Raw genomic sequence first — 26,857 nt, 5'->3', positions numbered from 1 at the left:
GTTCAACATTGTGACGGTCGGGCCCGCTCGGCCGTCGCGGTGTTCCATCGGAACAGGAACACATTGTTCCATTGGAACACAAGATTGTGTGGGGATTGTTGGGGTTCGCCCCTCGAATCTCCATATTCGCCGTCCCATATCGGAACGGCAGCACGAAAGCACGGTTTGCCGCCTGGACGACGTGGTCTGGCGCAAGCCGTTGGGAGATTTGCAATTTCGGGCTTTTTCGGTCCGTAACGAGATGGTTGGACGGGCGGGTGCAGTTAGGTGCTCCGCACGTCGTTTTGCGTTCTCGGAATCCAATGCGCGTGCTCGGGATTTGTTTCCTGGCGTGTGCGGGACGCCCGAGACCGTTCGGTATTCAACCCGGGGGCGATGCCAATCGCGCTTCGGAAGCATCGCCCCGGCGGGCGACGAAATGAGAGGCCACGATGGCGCAGCAGACGTTCACCGGTCGCAAACGGGTTCGCAAGTTCTTCGGTCACATTCGGGAAGTCGCCGAAATGCCGAACCTCATCGAGGTTCAGAAGGCATCTTATGACCAATTCCTGATGGTCGACGAACCAGTCGGCGGGCGGCTGGACGAGGGCCTGCAGGCGGTCTTCCGTTCGGTGTTTCCGATCTCGGATTTCTCCAATACCTCGATGTTGGAATTCGTCCGCTACGAATTCGAACCGCCGAAATACGATGTCGACGAGTGCCGCCAGCGCGGCATGACCTATGCTGCGCCGCTGAAGGTGACGCTGCGCCTCATCGTGTTCGATATCGACGAAGAAACCGGCGCCCGCTCGGTCAAGGACATCAAGGAGCAGGACGTCTACATGGGCGATATCCCGCTCATGACCATGAACGGCACCTTCGTCGTCAACGGCACCGAGCGCGTCATCGTCTCGCAGATGCACCGTTCGCCGGGCGTGTTCTTCGACCACGACAAGGGCAAGACCCATTCGTCGGGCAAGCTGCTGTTCGCCGCCCGCGTGATTCCGTATCGCGGCTCCTGGCTCGACATCGAGTTCGACGCCAAGGACATCGTGTTCGCGCGCATCGATCGTCGCCGCAAGATTCCGGTGACTTCGCTGATGTTCGCGCTGGGTCTCGACGGCGAGGAGATCCTCAGCACGTTCTACAAGAAGATCCAGTACAAGAAGATCAAGGAAGGCTGGCGCGTTCCGTTCGATTCCAACCGCTTCCGCGGTTATTCGACCATCAACGACCTGATCGACGCCGACACCGGCAAGGTGGTGCTTGAGGCCGGCAAGAAGCTGACCGTGCGCGCCGCCCGCCAGCTGCAGGAAAAGGGCCTCAAGGCACTGCGTCTGAGCGATGAGGAATTGGTCGGCAACTATCTCGCCGAAGACCTGGTCAACCCGAAGACCGGCGAAATCTACGCCGAGGCCGGCGAGGAAATCACCGAGAAGTCGCTGAAGGGCCTGAACGAGCAGGGCTACAAGGAACTGCCGCTGCTCGACATCGACCACGTCAACATCGGCGCCTACATCCGCAACACGCTGGCCGCCGACAAGAACATGACGCGTGAAGACGCGCTGTTCGACATCTACCGGGTGATGCGTCCGGGCGAGCCGCCGACCATCGATTCGGCGCAGAACATGTTCCAGTCGCTGTTCTTCGACAGTGAGCGCTACGACCTGTCCGCGGTCGGCCGCGTCAAGATGAACATGCGCCTCGAGCTGGATGCGCCCGACACCCATCGCACGCTGCGCAAGGAAGACATCCTCGCCGTCATCAAGACCCTGGTGGGTCTGCGCGACGGCCGCGGCGAAATCGACGACATCGACCATCTCGGCAACCGCCGGGTGCGCTCGGTCGGCGAATTGATGGAGAACCAGTACCGCATCGGCCTGCTGCGCATGGAGCGCGCGATCAAGGAGCGGATGTCCAGTGTCGATATCGACACCGTGATGCCGCAGGACCTGATCAACGCCAAGCCGGCGGCCGCCGCGGTGCGCGAATTCTTCGGCTCCTCGCAGCTGTCGCAGTTCATGGACCAGACCAACCCGCTGTCGGAAATCACCCACAAGCGCCGCCTCTCGGCGCTCGGCCCGGGCGGTCTGACCCGCGAGCGCGCCGGCTTCGAAGTCCGCGACGTGCATCCGACGCATTACGGCCGGATCTGCCCGATCGAGACGCCGGAAGGTCCGAACATCGGCCTGATCAACTCGCTGGCGACCTTCGCCCGCGTCAACAAATACGGCTTCGTCGAGACGCCCTATCGCCGCTGCAAGGACGGCCGCGTCACCGACGAGGTGGTGTATCTGTCGGCGATGGAAGAGGGCCGCTACTCGGTGGCGCAGGCCAACGTGCAGCTCGATCCCAAGGGCCGCTTCGTCGAAGACCTGATCGTCTGCCGCGACGGCGGCACCCGCGACGTGGTGCTGATCCCGGCCGACAAGGTCGACTTCATGGACGTGTCGCCGAAGCAGCTGGTTTCGGTCGCCGCGGCCTTGATCCCGTTCCTCGAGAACGACGACGCCAACCGCGCGCTGATGGGCTCCAACATGCAGCGTCAGGCCGTGCCGTTGGTGCGCGCCGAAGCGCCGTTCGTCGGCACCGGCATGGAAGGCGTGGTTGCGCGTGACTCTGGCGCTGCGATCGCCGCACGCCGCACCGGCGTGATCGACCAGATCGACGCCACCCGTATTGTTATCCGCGCCACCGACGATCTCGACCCGACCAAGTCCGGCGTCGATATCTACCGGCTGATGAAGTACCAGCGCTCCAACCAGTCGACCTGCATCAACCAGCGTCCGCTGGTGAAGGTCGGCGACATGGTGGCGAAGGGCGACATCATCGCCGACGGTCCGTCGACCGATCTCGGCGAGTTGGCGCTCGGCCGCAACGTGCTGGTCGCGTTCATGCCGTGGAATGGCTACAACTTCGAAGACTCGATCCTGCTGTCGGAGCGGATCGTCAAGGACGACGTCTTCACCTCGATCCACATCGAGGAATTCGAAGTCATGGCCCGCGACACCAAGCTCGGCCCCGAGGAAATCACCCGCGACATTCCGAACGTCTCGGAAGAAGCGCTGAAGAACCTCGACGAAGCCGGCATCGTCTACATCGGCGCGGAAGTGCGCGCCGGCGACATCCTGGTCGGCAAGATCACGCCGAAGGGCGAAAGCCCGATGACGCCGGAAGAAAAGCTGTTGCGCGCGATCTTCGGCGAAAAGGCCTCCGACGTCCGCGACACCTCGCTGCGCGTGCCTCCGGGCGTGCAGGGCACCATCGTCGAAGTCCGCGTCTTCAACCGGCACGGCGTCGACAAGGACGAGCGCGCTCTGGCGATCGAACGGGAAGAGATCGAACGGCTCGCCAAGGACCGCGACGACGAACAGGCTATTCTCGACCGTAACGTTTACGGCCGTCTCGCCGACCTGCTGGAAAACCGTCAGGGCATCGCCGGCCCCAAGGGCTTCAAGAAGGACACCAAGATCACCCGCGCGGTGATCGAGGAGTATCCGAAGTCGCAGTGGTGGTTGTTCGCCTCGCCGAACGACAAGCTGATGGCCGAAATCGAAGCCATGCGGAAGCAGTACGACGAGTCGAAGAAGGGCCTTGAACAGCGCTTCCTCGACAAGGTCGAAAAGCTGCAGCGCGGCGACGAATTGCCGCCCGGCGTGATGAAGATGGTCAAGGTCTTCGTCGCGGTGAAGCGCAAGATCCAGCCGGGCGACAAGATGGCCGGCCGCCACGGCAACAAGGGCGTGGTGTCGAAGATCGTGCCGATCGAAGACATGCCGTTCCTGGAAGACGGCACCCACGCCGACATCGTGCTCAACCCGCTCGGCGTGCCGAGCCGGATGAACGTCGGTCAGATCTTGGAGACCCATCTCGGTTGGGCCTGCGCCGGCCTCGGCAAGCGCATCGGCCAGACCATCGACGCCTACTATCAGAAGCAGGATCTCAAGCCGATGCGCGAGACGCTGCGGAAGATCTACGGCGAAGATGAAACCATCAAGTCGCTGAACGACGCCGAGTTGCTCGAGCTCGCCCGCAATCTGAAGCCTGGTGTCCCGATCGCCACTCCGGTGTTCGACGGCGCCAAGGAAGCCGATATCGAGGAGATGCTGAAGCTCGCCGGTCTCGATGCCTCCGGACAATCGACCGTCTATGACGGCCGCACCGGCGACACCTTCGACCGCAAGGTGACGGTTGGGTACATCTACATGCTCAAGCTGCACCATCTCGTCGACGACAAGATCCATGCCCGTTCGATCGGCCCGTACTCGCTGGTCACCCAGCAGCCGCTCGGCGGCAAGGCGCAGTTCGGCGGACAGCGGTTCGGTGAAATGGAAGTGTGGGCGCTCGAGGCTTACGGCGCGGCGTACACGCTCCAGGAAATGCTGACCGTGAAATCGGACGACGTCGCCGGCCGTACCAAGGTGTACGAGGCGATCGTGCGCGGCGACGACACCTTCGAAGCCGGCATCCCGGAATCGTTCAACGTGCTGGTCAAGGAAATGCGCTCGCTCGGCCTCAACGTCGATCTGCACAATTCCAAGCTGGCGACGCCGACCTCCGAGGCGGCCGAGTGATGCGCGGCTTGCCGCGCATCGGCGAATAGCGAATAGCGAATAGGGAATACCGAACAGAATGCGGATCATGACGAATGGCGATTGAGGCGAACTACTCGCTAATCGCCATTCGCTATTCGCTTCTCCGAAGGAGAATAGTATGAACCAAGAAATTATGAATCTGTTTAATCCGACGACGCCGGCTCAGGTCTTCGACCAGATCCGCATTTCGATCGCGTCGCCGGAAAAGATTCTGTCGTGGTCCTACGGCGAGATCAAGAAGCCGGAAACCATCAATTACCGCACCTTCAAGCCGGAGCGCGACGGGCTGTTCTGCGCCCGCATTTTCGGGCCGATCAAGGATTACGAGTGCTTGTGCGGCAAGTACAAGCGGATGAAGTACAAGGGCATCATCTGCGAGAAGTGCTCGGTCGAAGTGACGTTGTCCCGCGTCCGTCGCGAGCGCATGGGCCACATCGAGCTCGCCGCCCCGGTCGCCCACATCTGGTTCCTGAAATCCTTGCCGTCGCGGATCGGGCTTCTGCTCGACATGACGCTGAAGGATCTCGAACGGATTCTGTATTTCGAATATTACGTCGTCCTCGAGCCGGGTCTGACCGCGCTGAAGGATCGGCAACTGCTGTCCGAAGAAGAGTATCTGCGCGCGCAGGACGAATACGGCCAGGATTCCTTCACCGCCATGATCGGCGCCGAAGCGATCCGCGAGCTGTTGAAGGGCTTGGAGCTGGAGAAGCTCGAGGCCTCGCTGCGCGTCGAGATGCAGGAAACCGAATCCGACATCAAGCACAAGAAGCTCGCCAAGCGCTTGAAGATCGTCGAGGCGTTCCGCTTCTCCGGCAACAAGCCGGAATGGATGATCCTGACCGTGGTGCCGGTGATTCCGCCGGACCTGCGCCCCTTGGTGCCGCTCGACGGCGGCCGCTTTGCGACCTCCGATCTGAATGATCTCTATCGCCGCGTCATCAACCGTAACAACCGCTTGAAGCGGCTGATGGAGCTGCGCGCGCCGGACATCATCATCCGCAACGAAAAGCGCATGCTGCAGGAGGCCGTCGACGCACTGTTCGACAACGGTCGCCGCGGCCGCGTCATCACCGGCGCCAACAAGCGTCCGCTGAAGTCGCTCGCCGACATGCTGAAGGGCAAGCAGGGTCGGTTCCGGCAGAACCTGCTCGGCAAGCGCGTCGACTATTCCGGCCGTTCGGTGATCACCGTGGGTCCGGAACTGCGGCTGCATCAGTGCGGCCTGCCGAAGAAGATGGCGCTCGAACTGTTCAAGCCGTTCATCTATTCGCGGCTCGACGCCAAGGGGCTGTCGACCACGGTCAAGCAGGCCAAGAAGCTCGTGGAAAAAGAGCGTCCCGAGGTTTGGGACATCCTCGACGAGGTGATCCGCGAACACCCGATCCTGTTGAACCGCGCGCCGACGCTGCATCGGCTCGGCATTCAGGCGTTCGAGCCGGTGTTGATCGAGGGCAAGGCGATCCAGCTTCACCCGCTGGTTTGCGCCGCGTTCAACGCCGACTTCGACGGCGACCAGATGGCGGTGCACGTGCCGCTGTCGCTGGAAGCCCAGCTCGAAGCCCGCGTCTTGATGATGTCGACCAACAACATCCTGCATCCGGCCAATGGTCTGCCGATCATCGTGCCGTCGCAGGACATCGTGCTCGGCCTGTACTACCTGTCGATCCTGCGTGAAGGATTGCCGGGCGAGGGCAAGCTGTTCGGCGAGGCCGCCGAGATCGAGCACGCGCTGCACGCCAAGGTCATCCACCTGCACACCAAGATCAAGTATCGCTGGGAAGGCCTCGACGAGAATGGCAAGCAGGTCAGCCGCTGGTACGAGACCACGGCCGGACGCACCATGCTCGGCCAGGTGCTGCCGAAGTCGGTGAAGATGCCGTTCGACGTCATCAACAAGCTGATGACCAAGAAGGAAATCTCCGGCGTCATCGATCAGGTGTATCGCCACTGCGGTCAGAAAGAGACCGTGATGTTCTGCGACCGCATCATGGCGCTCGGCTTCTACAACGCGTTCAAGGCCGGCATTTCGTTCGGCAAGGACGACATGGTGGTGCCGGCGTCGAAGTGGAAGACCGTCGAGGATACCCGCACGCTCGCCAAGGAATTCGAGCAGCAGTACAATGACGGCCTGATCACCCACGGCGAAAAGTACAACAAGGTGGTCGACGCCTGGTCGAAGTGCACCAAGAAGATCTCGGAAGACATGATGACGGAAATCTCCGCCGTCAAAAAGAATCCGAAGGGCGGCGAAGCCCAGATCAACTCGATCTTCATGATGTCGAACTCCGGCGCCCGTGGTTCGCAGGACCAGATGCGCCAGCTCGCCGGCATGCGCGGCCTGATGGCCAAGCCGTCGGGCGAGATCATCGAGACGCCGATCATCTCGAACTTCAAGGAAGGCCTCTCGGTTCTCGAATACTTCAACTCGACCCACGGCGCCCGTAAGGGTCTGGCCGACACCGCGTTGAAGACCGCGAACTCCGGCTACCTGACGCGGCGTCTGGTCGACGTCGCGCAGGACTGCATCATCACCGCGGACGATTGCGGCACCAAGCTCGGCATCAAGATGCGCGCCATCATCGACGCCGGCACCGTGGTGGCGTCGTTGGCCTCGCGGATTCTCGGCCGCACCGCGGGCGAGGATCTGCGCGATCCGTTGACCAACAAGGTGGTGGTGAAGCGCGGCACGCTGATGGAAGAGAGCCACGTCGACGCGCTGCAGCAGGCCGGCATCCAGGAAGTGAAGATCCGCTCGGCTTTGACCTGCGAACTGGTCAACGGCATCTGCGGCAAGTGCTACGGGCGCGATCTCGCCCGCGGCACCCCGGTCAACCACGGCGAGGCTGTCGGCGTCATCGCCGCGCAGTCGATCGGCGAGCCCGGCACCCAGCTGACGATGCGCACGTTCCACATCGGCGGCGCGGCGCAGATCAACGAGCAGTCGTTCATCGAGTCGAACTTCGACGGCAAGGTGACGATCAAGAACAAGGCGATCGCCAAGAACGGCGAGGGCCATCTGGTGGCGATGGTGCGCAACATGGTCGTTGCGGTCACCGACGCCGACGGCACCGAACGCGCCACCCATCGCATCCAGTACGGCGCGCGGATGCGCGTCGACGAAGGCGACATGGTGAAGCGCGGCCAGCGCATCGCCGAGTGGGATCCCTACACCCGCCCGGTGCTGACCGAAGTGGAAGGCATCATCGGCTTCGAGGATCTGGTCGAAGGCCAGTCGATCTCGGAGACGCTGGACGAATCCACCGGCATCGCCAAGCGCGTGGTGATCGACTGGCGCAGCCAGCGCGGTGGCGCTGACCTGCGTCCGGCGATCGTCATCAAGGGCAAGGACGGCAAGATCCTCAAGCTCGCGCGTGGCGGCGAAGCCCGCTACATGCTGTCGGTCGACGCCATTCTGTCGGTCGACGTCGGCGCCAAGGTGAAGACCGGCGACATCCTCGCCCGTATCTCCACCGAAAGCGCCAAGACCCGCGACATCACCGGCGGTCTGCCGCGGGTGGCGGAACTGTTCGAGGCCCGCAAGCCGAAGGACGCCGCCATCATCGCGGAAATCTCCGGCACCATCCGGTTCGGACGCGACTACAAGAACAAGCGTCGGATTTCGATCGAGCCGGTGGACACCACCGAGGAGACCCGCGAGTACTTGATCCCGAAGGGCAAGCACATCCATCTGCAGGACGGCGACATCGTCGAAAAGGGCGATTTCATCGTCGAAGGCAATCCGGCGCCGCACGACATTCTGGCGATCAAGGGCATCGAGGAACTCGCTGCCTATCTGGTCAACGAAATCCAGGAGGTCTATCGGCTGCAGGGCGTGTTGATCAACGACAAGCACATCGAGGTGATCGTTCGCCAGATGCTGCAGAAGGTCGAGGTCACCGATCAGGGCGAGACCGACATGATTTCGGGCGAGCAGATCGACAAGATCGAATTCGACCAGATCAACGCCAAGGCCAAGGAAGAGGGCAAGAAGATCGCCACCGGCACCCCGGTGCTGCTCGGCATCACCAAGGCCTCTCTGCAGACCCGCTCGTTCTTCTCGGCGGCGTCGTTCCAGGAGACCACCCGCGTGCTCACCGAAGCCGCCGTCAACGGCAAGGTGGATCCGCTGGAAGGCCTCAAGGAGAACGTCATCGTCGGCCGGCTGATCCCGGCGGGCACCGGCGCCTCGATGGCCAAGATCCGCGAAGTGGCGGTGAAGCGCGACAAGCTGATTCTCGACGAGCGCGAGAAGCAGGCGACCATCGTGCCGAGCGCCCCGGAACCGGAACCGCTGGCGCTGCCGACCCCCGAACAGAGCTAAATTGAGCAAAACATGACCGAAAAGGCCGGCGCAAGCCGGCCTTTTTTGCGTTTTGACGCTTTTTGTTGCTGGATTACCGTTTGTTCATCTTCCCTTCAGGTGAAAAGGGCTTTTGCTAGCGTCGACCTCACGCGATCCGGACCGCCGGCTCCAATCCGCCGGAATTCCCGGATAAATGATTGAAGATTCGGGGCTGCTGCTCCGAAACCGAATCCTCCGGACCGCTGATGGATGGGAAGCGTCGCGTGGCCGAAGGCTGCGCGGCCATGATGCGGCGAAAGATGAACATGTTCGATCTTGCAATTGTCGGTGGTGGTCCGGGCGGACTGATGAGCGCTTGGTACCTGAAGAAGAAGCTTGGCGAGTTGTGCCGCGTCACCATCTATGAGGCCTCCGATCGGATCGGCGGCAAGATCGTCACCCGGACCTTCGATTCCGCGCCGGCGATGTACGAGGCCGGCGTCGCCGAATTGTACGACTACTCGATGTCCGGCCCGGATCCGTTGCGCGAATTGGTGCAGCATTTCGGCCTGCAGACCATTCCGATGGATGCCGAGCAGGTGATGCTCGACGGCGAGTTGCTCAACGACGTGCCGGGGATGCGCAAGAAATACGGCGACGTCACCGCCGACGCGATCGAGGCGTTCCGCAAGCTGTGCGGCAAGATGATCACGCCGATCGAATATTACGAAGGCGTCGGCACCCACGACAACGAACATCCCTGGGCCTGGACCAATTGCGAGCAATTGCTCGACAAGGAGGTCGCCGACCCCACCGCCAAGCGCTTCTTCAAGGCGATGGCGCGCTCCGACATCGCCACCGAGGCCCACAACACCAACGGCCTCAACGCGCTGAAGAACTTCGTGATGGATATCGACGGCTATATCGGGCTGTATTCGATCCAGAACGGCAACGAGCAGCTGGTGTCCTGCCTGCATTCCGAAGTCGACGCCACGGTGAAGCTCAACCACCGCGTGCTCAAGGTCGGCAAGACCGACGCGGGCCGCTATCAGCTCAACATGATGAACGGCAAGGGCCCGGAGACCAAGGACTTCGACCTGGTGCTGATGTGCCTGCCGCACAACTGGCTGGCGACGATCGGCTGGGGCAACGAGCAGTTGCGCCGCGCGATGGTCAAGCACGTCGCCTATTTCGATCGCCCGGCGCACTATCTGCGGGTGTCGATCCTGTTCGATAGTCCGTTCTGGGGCGAACAGATCCCGGGCTCCTGGTTCATGTCGGAAGCGTTCGGCGGCTGCTGCATCTACAACGAGGGCTCGCGCCACGACGTCGGCAAATACGGCGTGCTGAACTGGCTGATTCCCGGCTCCGATGCGCTGGCCTATTCCAACCTCACCGACGACGAGCTGATCGATCTGGCGCTGAAGTCGCTGCCGGCCTCGCTCGGCGACGCGCGGTCGCATTTCATGGAAGGCAAGACCCATCGCTGGCTGTCGTCGGTCAACGCGATTCCCGGCGGCCTGCCGACCCGCGACGTGATGACCAACCATCGCCCAGAGCCGAAGAATCATCCCGGCCTGGTGGTGGTCGGCGACTATCTGTTCGACTCCACGCTGAACGGGCTGTTTGACTCCTCGGATGCCGCCACCGACATCATCCTCACTGAGATGATCAAGCTGCGCAGGCTTCGTTCGCAGCAGGAGGGCAAGCCGGTCTCCGACAAGATCGACCGCGACTATTTCAAGAACTATCGCGGGCTCGGGCCGTATCACCAGGTCTGGAGCCAGTTCACCAATCCGGACTATCTGCTCGAACTGATCAAGATCGTGTGGAATCCGGCGCCCGGCGCCCGCCTGCTGGTCGCGGGCTCCGCCAGCGGCGAACTGGTCGGTGCGTTGCGCGAGCGCGGCATCGACGCTTACGGCATCGAGAACAACCGCGGCATCCACGCCAAGACGCCGGAGCCGCTCAAGGAGTTCAACCGGCTGGGCTCGGTGGTCGATCTGCCGTTCAAGGACGGCGAGTTCGACTTCGTGTTCGAGACCTGCCTGTGCCACGTGCCGGAAAAGCGCGTGCCGCGGGCGATCGCCGAACTCAACCGCGTGGTGAAGACTGGGCTGGTGTTCGGCTCGGTGACCAGCGACATGGCACCGGCGGTGATCGACCGCTACGACCTGTTGCGCGGCGTCAAGAAGCTCGGCACCTGGTGGGAATGGTCGGAACTGTTCTTCGCCAACGGCTTCGACCTGTCGATGCACCGCGCCGATTGCACCGATGCGGTGTGGGCGGCGACGCTCAAAGCCAACAAGGGGCCGGGCAACTGGTACGCCGACTCCGACAGCCTGCGCTATTCGTTCTTCGACAAGGTGGCGGCCGAGTAGATATTTGCGGCTCGCCGCGGCGCCACGCCGATCCCAATCGCCGCGCACGGTTCGGCGGCGTGGCTTCATCGAACTGTCATAGGAACAGAGGATGGAACACGGCGCGCGCTTTGCCGAAGCCGCGCCGATCGCGTAGCATCCGACTCGTGGTCCGACCACGCCTCATTTCTTTTTTTGCGGCGCCTGCGCCGTTCAGCATCGGTTTGATCGGTTTGAGTCATGGCGCCCAAGCGACCCCCGTCGGACAACGAAGATCGCGCGCCGGCGACCGATCCGACGTCGCCGCTCGACAAGAAATTCGCCCTCCCGGTCGGCGTCTCCGCCAGCCCGGTGCAAGGCATCAAGCCGCCGGGACCGGGCAAGCCCGCGGCTCCCGCCAAGGTCAGTTCAGGCGGGGAGAAGAAGCCGGCTGCCGACAAGAAGCCGGCGGGCAAACCCGCGCCCGACGATGACGATGACGACGAAGCTGACGATGGTCCCGAGATCGACGACGATGACGACGACGAGGAACTGGTCGTTTTCACCGCCAAGGAAGCCGCCGGCGCGCTCGCGACGATCTACCGTTTCACCAAGCCGTTCCTGATCAATTACAAGAAGATCATCGTCTTCGTCTCGATCGGCGTGGTGATCGAGACGTTGTTCAACGTCATCATGCCGCTCTCGCTGAAATACCTGATCGACGACGCGCTCGGCGAGGAGGATTTCGAGGCGCTGATCACCATCCTGTCGGTGCTGGCGGTGGCCGGCATCTTCACCTCGATCGTCGCGGTGTGGTACGAGCGCTGGGATGCGCGGCTGGCGGCGGCGGTGGTCGCCGACGTGCGCGGCCGGCTGTTCGAGCACATCCAGAATCTGCCCTCGGCGTATTTCGCCCGCACCAAGCGCGGCGAGATCCTGTCGCGGTTCTCGATCGATCTGTCGGCCTATGAAGGCTCGGTGAAGAGCTTCTCCAACAGCGCGGCGCTGCCGTTCCTGGAACTGATTGCCGGCATCGTGCTGCTGCTGTTCTTGAACTGGCAGCTCGCCGCGGTGGCGCTGTTGGTGTTTCCGATCACGCTGATCGGGCCGCGGATCCTGACGCCGAAGGCGGTGCAGGCCAATTACGAGCAGAAGCAGCAGGAATCCGCGCTGCTCGGCATGGTGCAGGAAAACGTCGCAGCCCAGGCGGTGGTCAAGGCGTTCAGCCTGCAGCGTAAGATGCTCGGCTTCTTCCGGCTGCGCAACGACGACGCGAGGCGCAAGATCGCCGAGGCGACGTTCCTGTCGACCATGGTGGAGCGCACCGTCACCATCTCGGTTTTGCTGTTGCACCTCGTCGTGCTGGCGATCGGCGCCTACCTCGCCACCAAGGGCCAGATCACCGTCGGCACCTTCGTCACCTTCGAGAGCGCGTTCTGGGAGGTGTCGTACAACATCGCCCATGTGATGCATTTCATCCCGGTGTCGATCGCCTCGGCGGCCGCGGTGCGCCACATCGACGAGCTGCTCGACGAGCCGACTCGCGGCGCCGACCTGCCGGCGGCGCCGGAATTGCCGCGCATCACCCACGACATCTCGTTTGAGCGCGTCAGCTTCAAATACGAGGGCAGCCAGACCCCGGTGTTGGACAACCTCAGCCTCAAGCTCGACGTCGGCAAGACCATCGCCATCGTCGGCCCGTCGGGCTCCGGCAAGAGCACGCTGCTGAACCTGATCCTGCGGCTGTATCTGCCGGACGAGGGCCGGCTCACCATCGACGGCGTCGACATCCGCAAGGTGACGCGGGAGTCGCTGCGGCGCTCGATGGCGGTGGTGTTCCAGGAGAACATGCTGTTCAACGTCTCGATCCGCGAGAACATCCGGCTCGGCAAGGAGGACGCCAGCGACGAGGAAGTCGAGCAGGCGGCGCGCAAGGCCGAGATCCACCGCTACATCATGAGCCTGCCGGACAAATACGACACCCAGGTCGGCGAGCGCGGCGATACGCTGTCCGGCGGCCAGCGCCAGCGCATCGCGATCGCCCGCGCCATCATCCGCAATCCGTCGGTGCTGCTGCTCGACGAGGCCACCTCGGCGCTTGACCAGACCACCGAGGCCGCGATCAACCGCACGCTGCTGAAAGTCGCCAAGGACCGCACCATGATCTTCTCCACCCACCGTTTGACCTCGGTGGTGGAGATGGACGAGATCATCGTGATCTCCGGCGGCCGCGCCATCGAGCGCGGCTCGCACAAGCAGCTGCTGGCGGCCAACGGCATGTACCGCCAGCTGTGGGACGACCAGAACCACGTGCCGCACCAGTCCGACACGCCGGCCGATGCCGACGACGACGATGATGACGAGGACGACGACGAGTAGCGCGGCTAGGCAGGGTCGAGCCGTCATCCCGCGGGCAGCTTTGACACCGTCATTCCGGGGCGCGAGAGCGATAGCTCGAGCGAACCCGGAATCTCGCAACGGGCAGGGTCCCGCACGCGCAGCAAGATTCCGGGTTCGCACGCCGCTGACGCGGCTTGCGCCCCGGAATGACAGCTCTCAAAGCTAGAAGGCGACAGCGCCTCTCGTCAGCAACCCGCGACTTAACCGGATCGCAAGGCTGTTGCGATCACACTTGCGGCCCAGCATGTCATCGGGTCGCCGCGGATGATTTCGGTTACGATTTGTTCACCAGAACGGGCCGCAGCCGCGCCGTGGGACGATCTGGTGCGGCGCGCCTCGCCCAACGTGTTCATGAATCCGGCGGCGCTGCGCGCGGCGCAGGACTGCGGCTTCGCCGACATCCGGGTGCTGCTGGCCTTCGACGAGGCCGCCTCGCCGCGGGCGCTGGTCGGGCTGTGGGCGCTGCAGCGCCGCGTGGTCGCGCCGCTGCTGCCGGCGATCCTCGAGGCCTTGCCGTTCTACTATGCCTTCCTGTCGAGCCCGGTGGTCGATCCGGGGTTCGCCGACGAGGTGATGCCGGCGTTCCTCGCGGCGATCGAACGCGATCCCGCGCTGCCCCGGGTGATCACGCTGAAATCGCTCGACGCCGAAGCGCCGAGCTATGCCGCGCTGCGCACCGCGTTGAGCGGGAAGGGCGGCGCGCAGCTCGCGCTGAAACAATTCGCCCGGCCGTTCGCCACCAAGGACCACGGCATCAAGCGTTCCGGCTCGACCCGCAAGAAGCTGCGGCAGGACTGGAACCGGCTTTCCGCGCTCGGCGCCGTCGAGCTGGTCAACGACCGCTCGGCCGCTGGCGTCGCGGCGGCATTCGAGAGCTTTCTGGCGCTGGAGGCGGGCGGCTGGAAGGGCGCGCGGGGCACCGCGCTGACCTGCGATCCGCGCCATGCCCGCTTTACCCGCGAATTGATCCGGGCGCTGGCGGCGCGCGGCGACGCCAGCGTGGCGCTGCTGCGGGTCGAGGGACGGGCGATCGCGGCGCAAGTGCTGATGTATTGTGGAACCAGCGCCTACACCTGGAAGACCGGCTACGACGCCGAATTCGCCAAATTCTCGCCGGGCGCGCTGTTGATCGACAAGCTCGCCGAAGCGCTGTTCGCCGACGGGGTGATCGACACCATCGATTCTTGCTCGGTGCAGGACAGCTTCATGGCGCAGCTGTGGAGCGGCCGGCGCGCCATGGTCGACCTAGTGGTCGACGTCGGGCCGGGCCGCTCGTTCGGATTCGCCGTCGAGACCGCGCGGCAGCGCGGCATCGCGCGGCTGCGAGAACTCCGCAACCGGCTGCGGGCCTGGCGGGCAGTCCCGCCGGCGCCGAAGAAGCCGCCGGTGCCGCGCGAGGCGTGAGGCCAGCCTCCGAGCGGCTGGCCGAAACTGCTGCGCAGGCGGCTCGAGGCGCGATACGGACGATTCGGAACTTTCAGCGCGCGATTCGTTGATTCTTAATCTTTCTTCCGGCGAGTCGGCGGCTCGCCGCCGCCAGATTCGGACGATTCGACGCCTCCCGGGGTATTTACTGGACTTCAGCGGGCGGCGCGGTGTCCAACACCGTGCCGAAATGACCATCCCGGCGCCGGTGCGAGCCATCGCCGAGCCCTGTTTTGGCAGGCTTTGCGGGTGTTTTGCGGCAAACGCCAGAAGTGCTTCTGCCACACCGCTTTAGCCTTGACTTGGCAATGGTGCGCCGATAAAACCCGCGCACTCAACGACAGGCGGTGAGCTTCGCCAACGTCGGAACGGATCACCCACTCGCTCCTCTGGACATGTTCCTGCGGATCAAGTCGGGCACCAACCTCGACGCATGTTGCTCAAACGCTGTCGCTTATAGCTAGGCAATGCCAGGACGACAGTCGTTCTCCAGAGCGAAATCTCTTGAGATCGGTATCGGGTGCATGACCTCGGTGGAGGCCAATCGGTGCAAACCGGGCGGTCAGGATCGCGGTCCTCTGTGGCGTCGAAGCGCTTTCCGCTCAGCAATGAGTGGTCGGCGTGATTTTCGCTTTGCGCGGTGAATTGCCGTGCAATGCGGCTCGTGGGGCGAGTGGCTCCGAACGAATTTGCGAAGCCGATTAGGGTTTCGCGCGAACAAGGGTGAAGGCGAAGATGCCGACGATCAACCAGCTGATCGCAAGTCCGCGCGTCGTACAGAAGTCGCGCAAGAAGGTGCCGGCGCTGCAGCAGTCGCCGCAGAAGCGCGGCGTTTGCACGCGGGTCTACACGACGACCCCGAAGAAGCCGAACTCGGCGCTTCGTAAGGTCGCCAAGGTTCGTCTGACCAATGGCTTCGAAGTCATTGGCTACATTCCTGGTGAAGGCCACAACCTTCAAGAGCACTCCGTGGTCATGATCCGCGGCGGCCGCGTCAAGGATTTGCCCGGCGTGCGCTACCACATTCTCCGCGGCGTCCTCGATACCCAGGGCGTCAAGAACCGTAAGCAGCGTCGTTCCAAGTACGGCGCGAAGCGTCCGAAATAAGCGGGAAATTGATCGATGTCTCGTCGCCATTCTGCTGAAAAGCGCGAAGTCAATCCGGATCCGAAGTTCGGAAACGTGATCCTGACCAAGTTCATGAACTCGGTGATGTACGCCGGGAAGAAGTCGGTCGCCGAGGGCATCGTTTACGGTGCGCTCGAGATCATCGAAGCCAAGACCAAGCAGGGTCCGCTGCCGGTGTTCGAGCAGGCGTTGGAAAACGTCATGCCGACCATCGAAGTGCGGTCCCGCCGCGTCGGCGGCGCGACCTACCAGGTGCCGGTCGAAGTGCGCAGCGTGCGGCGCCAGGCGCTCGGCATTCGCTGGCTGATCTCGGCGGCGCGCGACCGCAACGAAAAGACCATGACGGAGCGGCTCTCTGCCGAGCTGCTCGATGCCTCGAACGGCCGCGGTAACGCCGTCAAGAAGCGCGAAGACGTGCATCGGATGGCGGAAGCCAACCGCGCCTTCTCGCACTATCGCTGGTAACGGCGAAACACCGGATTCAAGGATAACCCTATGCCCCGCGTTCATGCCATTGAGGACTACCGCAACTTCGGTATCATGGCGCATATCGATGCCGGTAAGACGACAACGACCGAGCGCATCCTGTATTACACCGGCAAGAGCCACAAAATCGGCGAAGTGCACGAAGGTGCCGCGACGATGGACTGGATGGAGCAGGAGCAGGAACGCGGCATCACCATCACTTCGGCCGCGACCACCGCGTTCTGGAACGGCAAGCGTCTGAACATCATCGATACGCCCGGCCACGTCGACTTCACCATCGAAGTCGAGCGTTCGCTGCGGGTGCTCGACGGTGCGGTCGTCGTTCTCGACGGCAACCAGGGCGTTGAGCCGCAGACCGAAACGGTCTGGCGCCAGGGCGACAAGTATCGCGTTCCGCGCATCGTCTTCGCCAACAAGATGGATAAGACCGGCGCCGACTTCTACAAGTGTCTGCAGGACATCATCGACCGTCTCGGCGCCAAGCCGATTGCGATCCAGTTGCCGATCGGCGAGGAGAGCAACTTCAAGGGTCTGGTCGATCTGGTCCGCATGAAGGGCGTGATCTGGGAAGACGAAGCCCTGGGCGCGAACTTCAAGGACATCGACATTCCGGCGGACTTGGTCGAGAAGGCCAAGGAATATCGCGAGAAGCTGGTGGAAGCCGCCGTCGAACTCGACGACGAGGTTCTGACCGCTTTCCTCGATGGCGTTGAGCCGGACGAAGCCACCCTCAAGCGCCTGATCCGCAAGGCCGTGCTGACCAGCGCGTTCTATCCGGTTTTGTGCGGTTCGGCCTTCAAGAACAAGGGCGTGCAGCCGCTGCTCGACGCGGTTGTGGATTATCTGCCGTCGCCGGTCGACGTTCCCGCCATCAAGGGCGTGGACGACGACGGCAACGAGATCATCCGGCTGCCGAACGACAGCGAGCCGCTCGCGCTGCTCGCCTTCAAGATCATGGACGATCCGTTCGTCGGCACCATCACGTTCTGCCGGATCTATTCCGGCACGCTGATTTCCGGCACCGGCGTCGTCAACTCGACGCGCGACCGCAAGGAGCGCATCGGCCGCATGTTGCTGATGCACGCCAACAACCGCGAAGACATCAAGGAAGCCTATGCCGGCGACATTGTCGCGCTGGCCGGCCTGAAGGAAGCCCGCACCGGTGACACCCTGTGCGACGCCAACAAGCCGGTGATCCTTGAGAAGATGGAATTCCCGGAGCCGGTGATCGAGATCGCGATCGAGCCGAAGACCAAGGCCGACCAGGAGAAGCTGGGCGTCGCTTTGGCGAAGCTCGCGGCGGAAGATCCGTCGTTCCGCGTTTCCACCGACTTGGAGTCCGGCCAGACCATTCTCAAGGGCATGGGCGAACTGCATCTCGACATCAAGGTCGACATCCTGCGCCGCACCTACAAGGTCGACGCCAACATCGGCGCGCCGCAGGTGGCGTTCCGTGAGCGCGTGACCAAGAAGGCCGAAGTCGATTACACCCACAAGAAGCAGACCGGTGGTACCGGTCAGTTCGCGCGGGTCAAGTTCATCGTCGAGCCGAACGAGCCGGGCAAGGGTTTCGAGTTCGAATCCAAGGTGGTTGGCGGTGCGGTGCCGAAGGAATACATCCCCGGCGTCGAAAAGGGCCTCAACAGCGTGCTGAGTTCGGGCGTGGTCGCCGGCTTCCCGGTGGTCGACGTCAAGGTGACGCTGATCGACGGTGCCTACCACGACGTCGACTCCTCGGCGCTGGCCTTCGAAATCGCCTCGCGGGCTGCGTTCCGCGAAGCGCTGCAGAAGGGCAAGTCGGTTCTGCTCGAGCCGATCATGAAGGTCGAATGCGTGACCCCGGAAGACTACACCGGCTCGGTCATCGGCGACTTGAATTCTCGGCGCGGCCAGATCCAGGGCCAGGACATGCGCGGCAATGCCAACGTCATCAATGCGATGGTGCCGCTCATGAATATGTTTGGGTACGTGAACAACCTGCGCTCGATGAGCCAGGGCCGCGCGACCTTTACGATGCAGTTCGATCACTACGCGGAAGCGCCGGCCAATGTGTCGGCAGAAGTCCAAAAGAAGTTTGCCTGATTGTCGTTGATGACAGTCAACGACTGAACGGAGAAGTCTCATGGCCAAAGCTAAGTTTGAACGAAACAAGCCGCATTGCAACATCGGTACCATCGGTCACGTCGACCATGGCAAGACGTCGCTGACCGCGGCGATTACCAAGGTGTTGGCGGAAACGGGCGGTGCGACGTTCACGGCCTATGACCAGATCGACAAGGCCCCTGAAGAGAAGGCCCGCGGCATCACCATCTCGACCGCGCACGTCGAATACGAGACCGCGAACCGGCATTACGCCCACGTCGATTGTCCCGGCCACGCCGACTATGTGAAGAACATGATCACCGGCGCGGCGCAGATGGACGGCGCGATCCTGGTGGTTTCGGCCGCCGACGGCCCGATGCCGCAGACCCGCGAGCACATCCTGCTCGCCCGCCAGGTCGGCGTGCCGGCGCTGGTGGTGTTCCTCAACAAGTGCGACATGGTCGACGATCCGGAATTGCTCGAACTGGTCGAGATGGAAGTTCGCGAACTTCTCTCCAAGTACGACTTCCCGGGCGACGACATTCCGATCGTCAAGGGTTCGGCGCTGGCCGCTCTGGAAAACAAGGACCCGAAGCTCGGTCATGACGCGATCCTGGAGCTGATGAAGGCGGTCGACGCCTACATCCCGCAGCCGGAACGCCCGATCGACCAGCCGTTCCTGATGCCGGTGGAAGACGTGTTCTCGATCTCCGGCCGCGGCACCGTGGTGACCGGCCGCGTCGAGCGCGGCATCGTCAAGGTCGGCGAGGAAATCGAAATCGTCGGTCTGCGCGACACCCAGAAGACCATCGTCACCGGCGTGGAAATGTTCCGCAAGCTGCTCGATCAGGGCCAGGCTGGCGACAACATCGGCGCGCTGCTGCGCGGCACCAAGCGCGAGGAAGTCGAGCGCGGTCAGGTGCTGTGCAAGCCGGGTTCGGTCAAGCCGCACACCAAGTTCAAGGCCGAGGCCTACATCTTGACGAAGGAAGAGGGCGGTCGTCACACTCCGTTCTTCACCAACTATCGTCCGCAGTTCTACTTCCGCACCACCGACGTCACCGGCGTCGTGCATCTGCCGGAAGGCACCGAAATGGTGATGCCGGGCGACAACATCGCCATGGAAGTTCACCTGATCGTGCCGATCGCGATGGAAGAAAAGCTGCGCTTCGCGATCCGCGAAGGCGGCCGCACCGTCGGCGCCGGCGTGGTGGCCTCGATCATCGAGTAAGGCGAATAGCGAATAGGGAGTAGCGAACGGGAGTTTCCCGTTTGCTACTCGCCACTCGCTACTCACCATTCGCGCTCTAAAGAAAGACACGGCAATGAACGGCCAGAATATTCGCATCCGCCTCAAGGCGTTCGATCATCGGATCCTCGATTCGTCGACGCGTGAGATCGTGAACACCGCGAAGCGAACCGGCGCGCAGGTCCGTGGACCGATCCCGCTGCCGACGCGCATCGAGAAGTTCACCGTCAACCGTTCGCCGCACGTCGACAAGAAGAGCCGCGAGCAGTTCGAGATGCGCACCCACAAGCGCCTCCTCGATATCGTCGATCCGACCCCGCAGACCGTCGACGCTTTGATGAAGCTCGACCTGGCCGCCGGTGTCGACGTCGAGATCAAGCTTTAAGATTTTTTGGATTCCCGTCCGAATTTAGCGGACAGAAAGAACAGGAAGCACGCCGATGCGCTCCGGAGTGATCGCACAAAAGGTCGGGATGACGCGGGTCTTTACAGAGACCGGCGAACATATCCCAGTGACCGTGCTCAAGCTGGGCAATTGCCAGGTATTGGGTCATCGCACCACCGAGAAGAACGGCTACGTCGCTATGCAGCTCGGTTCGGGCACGCGGAAGACCGTTTATCTGCCGAAGGCGGAACGCGGCCAGTTCGCGGTCGCCAAGGTCGAGCCGAAGCGTAAGGTCGCGGAATTCCGCGTGTCGGAAGACGCGCTGATCCCGGTCGGCGCCGAAATTCAGGCCGACCATTTCGTGGTCGGGCAGTTCGTCGACGTCACCGGCACCTCGGTCGGTAAGGGCTTCGCCGGCGGCATCAAGCGCTGGAATTTCGGCGGCTTGCGCGCCACCCACGGCGTCTCGGTGTCGCATCGTTCGATCGGTTCGACCGGCGGCCGGCAAGATCCCGGCAAGACCTTCAAGAACAAGAAGATGCCCGGTCATATGGGTGTCGATCGCATCACCACGCTGAATTTGCGCGTGGTCCAGACCGACGTTGCGCGCGGCCTGATCCTCGTCGAAGGCGCCGTTCCCGGCTCCAAGGGCGGATGGATCGCGGTGCGTGACGCGGTGAAAAAGGTGTTGCCGGCGGATGCGCCGAAGCCTGGCAAGTTCCGCCTGGCTGATGGCGGAGGCGAGCAGACTGCCGCTGCGCCTGCCGCCGAGCAGGAGGGCGTGTGAGATGGAATTGAAAGTCACCACGCTCGAGGGCAAGGAAGCTGGCTCGGTTCAGCTCTCCGACGAGATCTTCGGTCTCGACCCCCGGGTCGATATCATTCAGCGTTGCGTCAACTGGCAGCTCGCAAAGCGCCAGGCCGGCACCCACAAGGCCAAGGGCCGTGCGGAAGTCTGGCGCACCGGCAAGAAGATGTACAAGCAGAAGGGCACCGGTGGTGCGCGTCACGGTTCGCAGCGGGTGCCGCAGTTCCGCGGCGGTGGCCGTGCCTTCGGACCGGTGGTTCGTTCGCACGCCTTCGATCTGCCGAAGAAGGTTCGTGCGCTGGCGCTGAAGCATGCGCTGTCCGCCAAGGCCAAGGACGGCGGGCTGATCGTGATCGAATCCGCGACGCTGGAAGCCGCCAAGACCAAGGCTTTGGTCGGGCACTTCTCGGGTCTGGGTTTGACCAGCGCGCTGATCATCGACGGTGCCGAGCTCAACAACGGTTTCGCGGTTGCGGCTCGCAACATTCCGAACATCGACGTGCTGCCGATCCAGGGCATCAACGTCTATGACATTCTTCGTCGTCAGAAGCTGGTTTTGACCAAGGCGGCGGTCGATGCGTTGGAGGCGCGCTTCAAATGAAGACTATTGATCCGCGCCACTACGACGTGATCGTCGCCCCTGTGGTGACCGAAAAGGCCACCATCGCTTCCGAACACAACAAGGTGGTGTTCAAGGTCGCGAGCAAGGCCACCAAGCCGCAGATCAAAGAAGCGGTTGAGAAGTTGTTCGACGTCAAGGTGAAGAGCGTGAACACGCTGGTTCGCAAAGGCAAGACCAAGGTCTTCCGCGGCCAGTTCGGTTCGCAGTCCGACGTCAAGCGTGCGATCGTGACCCTCGAAGAGGGCCACCGCATCGACGTCACCACCGGGCTATGAGGCGGATACGACGATGGCACTGAAAAAATTCAATCCGACGACGCCGGGCCAGCGCCAGCTGGTGATGGTCGATCGTTCGGCGCTGTACAAGGGCAAGCCGGTCAAGTCGCTGACCGAGGGCAAGCATTCGGCGGGCGGTCGTAACAACACCGGTCGCATCGTGGTGCGGTTCCGCGGCGGCGGTCACAAGCAGACCTACCGGATCGTCGACTTCAAGCGCACCAAGGTCGATATGCCGGCCGTGGTCGAGCGGTTGGAATACGATCCGAACCGCACCGCGTTCATCGCGCTGATCAAGTACACCGACGGCACCCAGGCCTATATCCTGGCGCCGCAGCGCTTGGCAGTCGGCGACACCGTGCTGGCCGGCGCCTATGTCGACGTCAAGCCGGGCAACGTGATGCCGCTCGGCAACATGCCGATCGGCACCATCGTCCACAACGTCGAACTGAAGATCGGCAAGGGCGGTCAGATCGCGCGCTCTGCGGGCACCTATGCCCAGCTGGTCGGCCGCGACCACGATTACGTCATCGTCCGGTTGAACTCGGGCGAACAGCGTCTGGTTCACGGCCGCTGCACCGCGACGATCGGTGCGGTGTCGAACCCGGACCACATGAACATCTCGATCGGCAAGGCCGGTCGGTCGCGCTGGCTCGGCCGCAAGCCGCATAACCGCGGCGTCACCATGAACCCGGTCGACCATCCGCACGGCGGCGGTGAAGGCCGCACCTCGGGCGGTCGCCATCCGGTGACCCCGTGGGGCAAGCCGACCAAGGGCAAGAAGACGCGGTCGAACAAGTCGACCAACAAGTTCATTCTCATCAGCCGCCACAAGCGGAAGAAGTAAGGATAGCCGGACATGGTTCGCTCAGTCTGGAAAGGCCCGTTCGTCGAGGGCTCGCTGCTGAAGAAGGCGGATGTCGCTCGGTCCTCGGGCCGGCACGACGTCATCAAGATCTGGAGCCGTCGGTCGACGATCCTTCCGCAATTCGTCGGCCTGGTGTTCGGGGTCTATAACGGCCAGAAGCACGTGCCGGTGTCGGTCAACGAGGAAATGGTCGGGCACAAGTTCGGCGAGTTCTCGCCGACCCGGACCTTCCACGGCCATTCGGGCGACAAGAAAGCCAAGAAGGCTTGAGGATCTAGTTATGAGCAAACCAAAGCGCGAACGGAGCCTCCCCGATAACGAGGCCAAGGCGATTGCCCGGATGCTTCGGGTGAGCCCGCAGAAGTTGAATCTGGTCGCGCAGCTGATTCGCGGCCGAAAGGCTTCGGCTGCGCTCGCCGACCTGCAGTTTTCCCGCAAGCGGATCGCGGTCGATGTTAAGAAGTGCCTCGAATCGGCGATCGCGAATGCCGAGAACAACCACGACCTCGACGTCGACGCGCTGATCGTTTCGGAAGCGCATGTCGGCAAGGGCATCGTGATGAAGCGTTTCGCACCGCGCGGCCGTGGCCGTTCGGGCCGTATTTTTAAACCGTTCGCGCAGCTGACGATTGTCGTTCGTCAGGTCGAAGCCGAAGCAAGCGCTTAAAGCCAGGGCGCGGGAGACTTTCGATGGGTCAGAAGATCAATCCAATCGGGCTGCGCCTCGGCATCAACCGGACGTGGGATTCCCGTTGGTACGCCGGCAAGAACGAATACGGCAAGCTGTTGCACGAGGACGTCAAGATCCGCGAGATCCTGCACAAGGAGCTGAAGCAGGCTGCCGTGGCGCGGATCGTGATCGAGCGTCCGCACAAGAAGTGCCGGGTGACGATCCACTCGGCGCGTCCGGGCGTCGTGATCGGCAAAAAGGGCGCCGACATCGACAAGCTTCGCAAGAAGGTTGCCGACATCACCGCCTCCGACGTCGTGATCAACATCGTCGAAATCCGCAAGCCGGAGCTCGACGCCACGCTGGTCGCGGAATCGATCGCCCAGCAGCTGGAGCGCCGCGTCGCGTTCCGTCGCGCCATGAAGCGCGCGGTGCAGTCGGCGATGCGTCTCGGCGCCGAAGGCATTCGTATCAATTGTTCGGGCCGTCTCGGCGGCGCGGAAATCGCCCGCATGGAATGGTACCGTGAAGGTCGGGTGCCGCTGCACACGCTGCGCGCCGACATCGACTACGGTGTCGCCACCGCGTTCACCACGTTCGGCACCTGCGGCGTCAAGGTCTGGATCTTCAAGGGCGAGATCCTCGAGCACGACCCGATGGCGCAGGACAAGCGGATGGCCGAAGGCGACAATTCCCGGCCGCGCCGCGACGCCGCTTGATCGGTCTGATAGAAGGTTTGAGGGCGTAAGCCATGATGCAACCAAAGAAGACGAAGTTCCGCAAGGCGCATAAGGGCCGCATTCACGGCGTGGCGACCTCGGGTGCGACGTTGTCGTTCGGCCAGTTCGGCCTGAAGGCGATGGCGCCCGAGCGGATCACCGCCCGGCAGATCGAAGCCGCGCGTCGTGCGCTGACCCGTCACATGAAGCGCGCCGGCCGCGTCTGGATCCGCATCTTCCCGGATCTGCCGGTGTCGAAGAAGCCCGCCGAAGTGCGAATGGGCTCCGGCAAGGGCACCCCGGAATTGTGGGTGGCCCGCGTCAAGCCCGGCCGGGTGATTTTCGAGATCGACGGCGTCAACGTTCAGGTCGCCAAGGAGGCGCTGACGCTCGCCGCCGCCAAGTTGCCGATCAAGACGCGCTTCGTTGCGCGCATCGCGGAGTAAGGATTCAGGTGATGGCTGAGATGAAGACCGCCGATATCCGCGCGATGAGCCCTGATCAGAAAGACGACGCCGTCGCCGAGCTGAAGAAGGAACGTTTCAATCTGCGCTTCCAGCGCGCCACCGGGCAGCTCGAGAACACCTCGCGGCTGCGCGAGGCCCGCCGCGACATCGCACGCATCAAGACCATCGCCGCGCAGCAGCGCGACGCGAAGAAGTAAGGGGCCGACATGCCAAAACGTACGCTGCAGGGCGTGGTCGTCAGCGACAAGCAAGCCAAGACGGTTGTGGTGCGCGTCGACCGCCGCTTCACCCACCCGATCTACAAGAAGACCATCCGCCGTTCCAAGAACTACCACGCCCATGACGAGAACAACGAGTTCAAGCCGGGCGATGTGGTGTGGATCGAGGAAAGCAAGCCGATCTCGAAGCTGAAGCGCTGGACCGTGGTCCGGGGCGAACAGAAAAAAACCGCCTAAGCGCGACTTTGCGCATCAGAAAGAGGACGAGGTGCATCAATGATTCAGATGCAGACCAACCTCGACGTGGCCGATAATTCCGGCGCACGCCGTGTCATGTGCATCAAGGTGCTTGGAGGTTCCAAGCGCCGGTATGCCACCGTTGGCGATGTCATTGTCGTGTCGATCAAGGAAGCCATCCCGCGAGGGAAGGTGAAGAAGGGCGACGTGATGAAGGCCGTGGTGGTGCGGGTCCGCAAGGACATCCGCCGCGCCGACGGTTCGGTGATCCGGTTCGACCGGAACGCCGCCGTGCTGATCAACAATCAGTCGGAGCCGGTCGGGACCCGTATTTTCGGGCCGGTGCCGCGCGAACTGCGCGCCAAAAACCACATGAAGATCATTTCGCTCGCGCCGGAGGTGCTGTGATGGCTGCCAAGATCCGGAAGGGTGACAAGGTTATCGTGCTGAACGGTCGCGACAAGGGTCGCACCGGCGAAGTGTTCGAGGTGCGTCCCACCGAGAACAAGGCGCTGGTTCGTGGCGTCAATCTGGTGAAGCGTCACCAGAAGCAGACCCAGGCCCAGGAAGGTGGCATCATCTCGAAAGAGGCGGCGATCCACCTGTCCAACATCGCAATCGTCGGCAAGGACGGCAAGCCGACCCGCGTCGGCTTCAAGATTCAGGCGGATGGCAAGAAGGTACGCATCGCCAAACGCTCGGGAGCAGAGATCGATGGCTGAGACCGCATACGTTCCGCGTTTACGCGAGCAGTTCGACCGGGAAATCCGCGGCAAGCTGACCGAACAATTCGGTTATGCCAATGTGATGCAGGTTCCGCGGCTCGACAAGGTGGTGCTCAACATGGGCATCGGCGAGGCCGTCAACGACCGCAAGAAGGCGGAGACGGCGGCTGCCGATCTCGCGCTGATCGCCGGCCAGAAGCCGATCGTGACCTATTCGCGCGTCGCCATCGCGACCTTCAAGCTGCGTGAAAACCAGCCGATCGGCGCCAAGGTGACGCTGCGCAAGGCCAAGATGTACGAGTTCATCGACCGGCTGATCAACGTCGCGCTGCCGCGCGTCCGAGATTTCCGCGGGCTGAACCCGAAGAGCTTCGACGGCCGCGGCAACTACTCGCTCGGCATCAAAGAGCACATCATTTTCCCCGAAATCGACTTCGACAAGATGGGGGAGACGTGGGGTATGGACGTCACGGTGTGCACCACCGCACGCACCGACGACGAAGCCCGCGCGTTGTTGACAGCCTTCAATTTCCCGTTCCGGCAGTGAGACGCTGAAAAGCTCTCAAACGCGGTAACTCAGGAGCCAAGCATGGCAAAGAAAAGTTCGATCGAGAAGAATAACCGGCGCAAGCGGTTGACCAAGAACGCGGCGCCGAAGCGGGCGAAGCTGAAGGCGATCATCGCCGACAAGTCGAAGCCGATGGAAGAGCGGTTCGCCGCGACGCTGAAATTGTCCGAGATGCCCCGCAACTCGTCGGCGACCAGGATCCGCAACCGTTGCGAGATCACCGGCCGCGCGCGTTCGGTGTATCGCAAGAACAAGCTCAGCCGTATCGCGATCCGCGATCTCGGGTCCCGGGGCCTGGTCCCGGGTCTCGTGAAGTCCAGTTGGTAA

At 62.8% G+C, this 26,857-nt stretch carries 24 protein-coding genes; all 24 read left to right on the top strand.

Going from position 1 to position 26,857, the window contains the following annotated elements; genetic code table 11:
• Nucleotides 1-431: 431 nt before the first annotated feature.
• Complete coding sequence (gene rpoB, locus RPC_RS17370; protein ID WP_011473885.1) at nucleotides 432-4,553, top strand: DNA-directed RNA polymerase subunit beta; 4,122 nt, start codon at nucleotides 432-434, stop codon at nucleotides 4,551-4,553.
• Between the two features lie 139 nt (nucleotides 4,554-4,692).
• A complete protein-coding gene (gene rpoC, locus RPC_RS17365) occupies nucleotides 4,693-8,898 on the top strand; it encodes a DNA-directed RNA polymerase subunit beta' (RefSeq protein WP_011473884.1) in 4,206 nt (1,401 codons plus the stop codon).
• 287 nt (nucleotides 8,899-9,185) lie between these two features.
• Complete coding sequence (locus RPC_RS17360; protein ID WP_041803003.1) at nucleotides 9,186-11,240, top strand: FAD-dependent oxidoreductase; 2,055 nt, start codon at nucleotides 9,186-9,188, stop codon at nucleotides 11,238-11,240.
• A 219-nt stretch (nucleotides 11,241-11,459) separates the two neighbouring features.
• Complete coding sequence (locus RPC_RS17355; protein ID WP_011473882.1) at nucleotides 11,460-13,577, top strand: ABC transporter ATP-binding protein; 2,118 nt, start codon at nucleotides 11,460-11,462, stop codon at nucleotides 13,575-13,577.
• 285 nt (nucleotides 13,578-13,862) lie between these two features.
• Nucleotides 13,863-15,002 (top strand): GNAT family N-acetyltransferase, encoded by a 1,140-nt coding sequence (locus tag RPC_RS17350; RefSeq protein WP_011473881.1) that lies wholly within the window; start codon nucleotides 13,863-13,865, stop codon nucleotides 15,000-15,002.
• 756 nt (nucleotides 15,003-15,758) lie between these two features.
• Nucleotides 15,759-16,130 carry a 30S ribosomal protein S12 gene (gene rpsL, locus RPC_RS17345; protein ID WP_011473880.1) on the top strand — a complete coding sequence of 124 codons (372 nt, stop codon included), beginning with the start codon at nucleotides 15,759-15,761 and terminating at the stop codon, nucleotides 16,128-16,130.
• A 15-nt stretch (nucleotides 16,131-16,145) separates the two neighbouring features.
• Nucleotides 16,146-16,616 carry a 30S ribosomal protein S7 gene (rpsG, locus tag RPC_RS17340; RefSeq protein ID WP_011473879.1) on the top strand — a complete coding sequence of 157 codons (471 nt, stop codon included), beginning with the start codon at nucleotides 16,146-16,148 and terminating at the stop codon, nucleotides 16,614-16,616.
• A gap of 30 nt (nucleotides 16,617-16,646) precedes the next feature.
• Nucleotides 16,647-18,719: an elongation factor G gene (gene fusA / locus RPC_RS17335; protein ID WP_011473878.1), complete on the top strand. Its 2,073-nt coding sequence runs from the start codon at nucleotides 16,647-16,649 to the stop codon at nucleotides 18,717-18,719.
• 40 nt (nucleotides 18,720-18,759) lie between these two features.
• Nucleotides 18,760-19,950 carry an elongation factor Tu gene (tuf, locus tag RPC_RS17330; protein WP_011473877.1) on the top strand — a complete coding sequence of 397 codons (1,191 nt, stop codon included), beginning with the start codon at nucleotides 18,760-18,762 and terminating at the stop codon, nucleotides 19,948-19,950.
• 94 nt (nucleotides 19,951-20,044) lie between these two features.
• Nucleotides 20,045-20,353 carry a 30S ribosomal protein S10 gene (rpsJ, locus tag RPC_RS17325; protein WP_011473876.1) on the top strand — a complete coding sequence of 103 codons (309 nt, stop codon included), beginning with the start codon at nucleotides 20,045-20,047 and terminating at the stop codon, nucleotides 20,351-20,353.
• Nucleotides 20,354-20,408: 55 nt separating this feature from the next.
• The gene (gene rplC, locus RPC_RS17320) at nucleotides 20,409-21,140 is read left to right on the top strand and encodes a 50S ribosomal protein L3 (RefSeq protein WP_011473875.1); all 732 of its coding nucleotides are present in this window, start codon (nucleotides 20,409-20,411) and stop codon (nucleotides 21,138-21,140) included.
• 1 nt (nucleotide 21,141) lies between these two features.
• Nucleotides 21,142-21,762: a 50S ribosomal protein L4 gene (rplD, locus tag RPC_RS17315; RefSeq protein ID WP_011473874.1), complete on the top strand. Its 621-nt coding sequence runs from the start codon at nucleotides 21,142-21,144 to the stop codon at nucleotides 21,760-21,762.
• Nucleotides 21,759-22,058 carry a 50S ribosomal protein L23 gene (locus RPC_RS17310; protein WP_011473873.1) on the top strand — a complete coding sequence of 100 codons (300 nt, stop codon included), beginning with the start codon at nucleotides 21,759-21,761 and terminating at the stop codon, nucleotides 22,056-22,058. The genes rplD and RPC_RS17310 overlap by 4 nt, the downstream gene beginning before the upstream one ends.
• A gap of 13 nt (nucleotides 22,059-22,071) precedes the next feature.
• The gene (gene rplB / locus RPC_RS17305; protein ID WP_011473872.1) at nucleotides 22,072-22,905 is read left to right on the top strand and encodes a 50S ribosomal protein L2; all 834 of its coding nucleotides are present in this window, start codon (nucleotides 22,072-22,074) and stop codon (nucleotides 22,903-22,905) included.
• Nucleotides 22,906-22,917: 12 nt separating this feature from the next.
• Nucleotides 22,918-23,196, top strand: a complete 279-nt coding sequence (gene rpsS / locus RPC_RS17300; protein ID WP_011473871.1) for a 30S ribosomal protein S19 — start codon at nucleotides 22,918-22,920, stop codon at nucleotides 23,194-23,196.
• Between the two features lie 10 nt (nucleotides 23,197-23,206).
• Nucleotides 23,207-23,593 (top strand): 50S ribosomal protein L22, encoded by a 387-nt coding sequence (gene rplV, locus RPC_RS17295; protein ID WP_011473870.1) that lies wholly within the window; start codon nucleotides 23,207-23,209, stop codon nucleotides 23,591-23,593.
• Between the two features lie 23 nt (nucleotides 23,594-23,616).
• The gene (gene rpsC, locus RPC_RS17290; protein ID WP_011473869.1) at nucleotides 23,617-24,315 is read left to right on the top strand and encodes a 30S ribosomal protein S3; all 699 of its coding nucleotides are present in this window, start codon (nucleotides 23,617-23,619) and stop codon (nucleotides 24,313-24,315) included.
• Between the two features lie 32 nt (nucleotides 24,316-24,347).
• Nucleotides 24,348-24,761, top strand: a complete 414-nt coding sequence (gene rplP, locus RPC_RS17285) for a 50S ribosomal protein L16 (protein ID WP_011473868.1) — start codon at nucleotides 24,348-24,350, stop codon at nucleotides 24,759-24,761.
• 11 nt (nucleotides 24,762-24,772) lie between these two features.
• Nucleotides 24,773-24,979, top strand: coding sequence for a 50S ribosomal protein L29 (gene rpmC / locus RPC_RS17280; protein WP_011473867.1), 207 nt, complete (start codon nucleotides 24,773-24,775; stop codon nucleotides 24,977-24,979).
• Between the two features lie 9 nt (nucleotides 24,980-24,988).
• Nucleotides 24,989-25,237, top strand: coding sequence for a 30S ribosomal protein S17 (rpsQ, locus tag RPC_RS17275; RefSeq protein WP_011473866.1), 249 nt, complete (start codon nucleotides 24,989-24,991; stop codon nucleotides 25,235-25,237).
• A 39-nt stretch (nucleotides 25,238-25,276) separates the two neighbouring features.
• Nucleotides 25,277-25,645: a 50S ribosomal protein L14 gene (rplN, locus tag RPC_RS17270; protein WP_011473865.1), complete on the top strand. Its 369-nt coding sequence runs from the start codon at nucleotides 25,277-25,279 to the stop codon at nucleotides 25,643-25,645.
• Nucleotides 25,645-25,959, top strand: coding sequence for a 50S ribosomal protein L24 (gene rplX / locus RPC_RS17265; RefSeq protein WP_011473864.1), 315 nt, complete (start codon nucleotides 25,645-25,647; stop codon nucleotides 25,957-25,959). Before rplN ends, rplX begins: the two co-directional genes overlap by 1 nt.
• Nucleotides 25,952-26,509 carry a 50S ribosomal protein L5 gene (gene rplE / locus RPC_RS17260; protein ID WP_011473863.1) on the top strand — a complete coding sequence of 186 codons (558 nt, stop codon included), beginning with the start codon at nucleotides 25,952-25,954 and terminating at the stop codon, nucleotides 26,507-26,509. Before rplX ends, rplE begins: the two co-directional genes overlap by 8 nt.
• A gap of 42 nt (nucleotides 26,510-26,551) precedes the next feature.
• Nucleotides 26,552-26,857: a 30S ribosomal protein S14 gene (gene rpsN, locus RPC_RS17255; protein WP_011473862.1), complete on the top strand. Its 306-nt coding sequence runs from the start codon at nucleotides 26,552-26,554 to the stop codon at nucleotides 26,855-26,857.

Origin of the sequence: Rhodopseudomonas palustris BisB18, from assembly GCF_000013745.1 — a bacterium.
Taxonomy (GTDB): Bacteria; Pseudomonadota; Alphaproteobacteria; order Rhizobiales; family Xanthobacteraceae; genus Rhodopseudomonas_A; species Rhodopseudomonas_A palustris_F.
The sequence above is the reverse complement of the archived record's forward strand: the minus strand, read 5'-3'. Positions and strand labels throughout refer to the sequence as shown.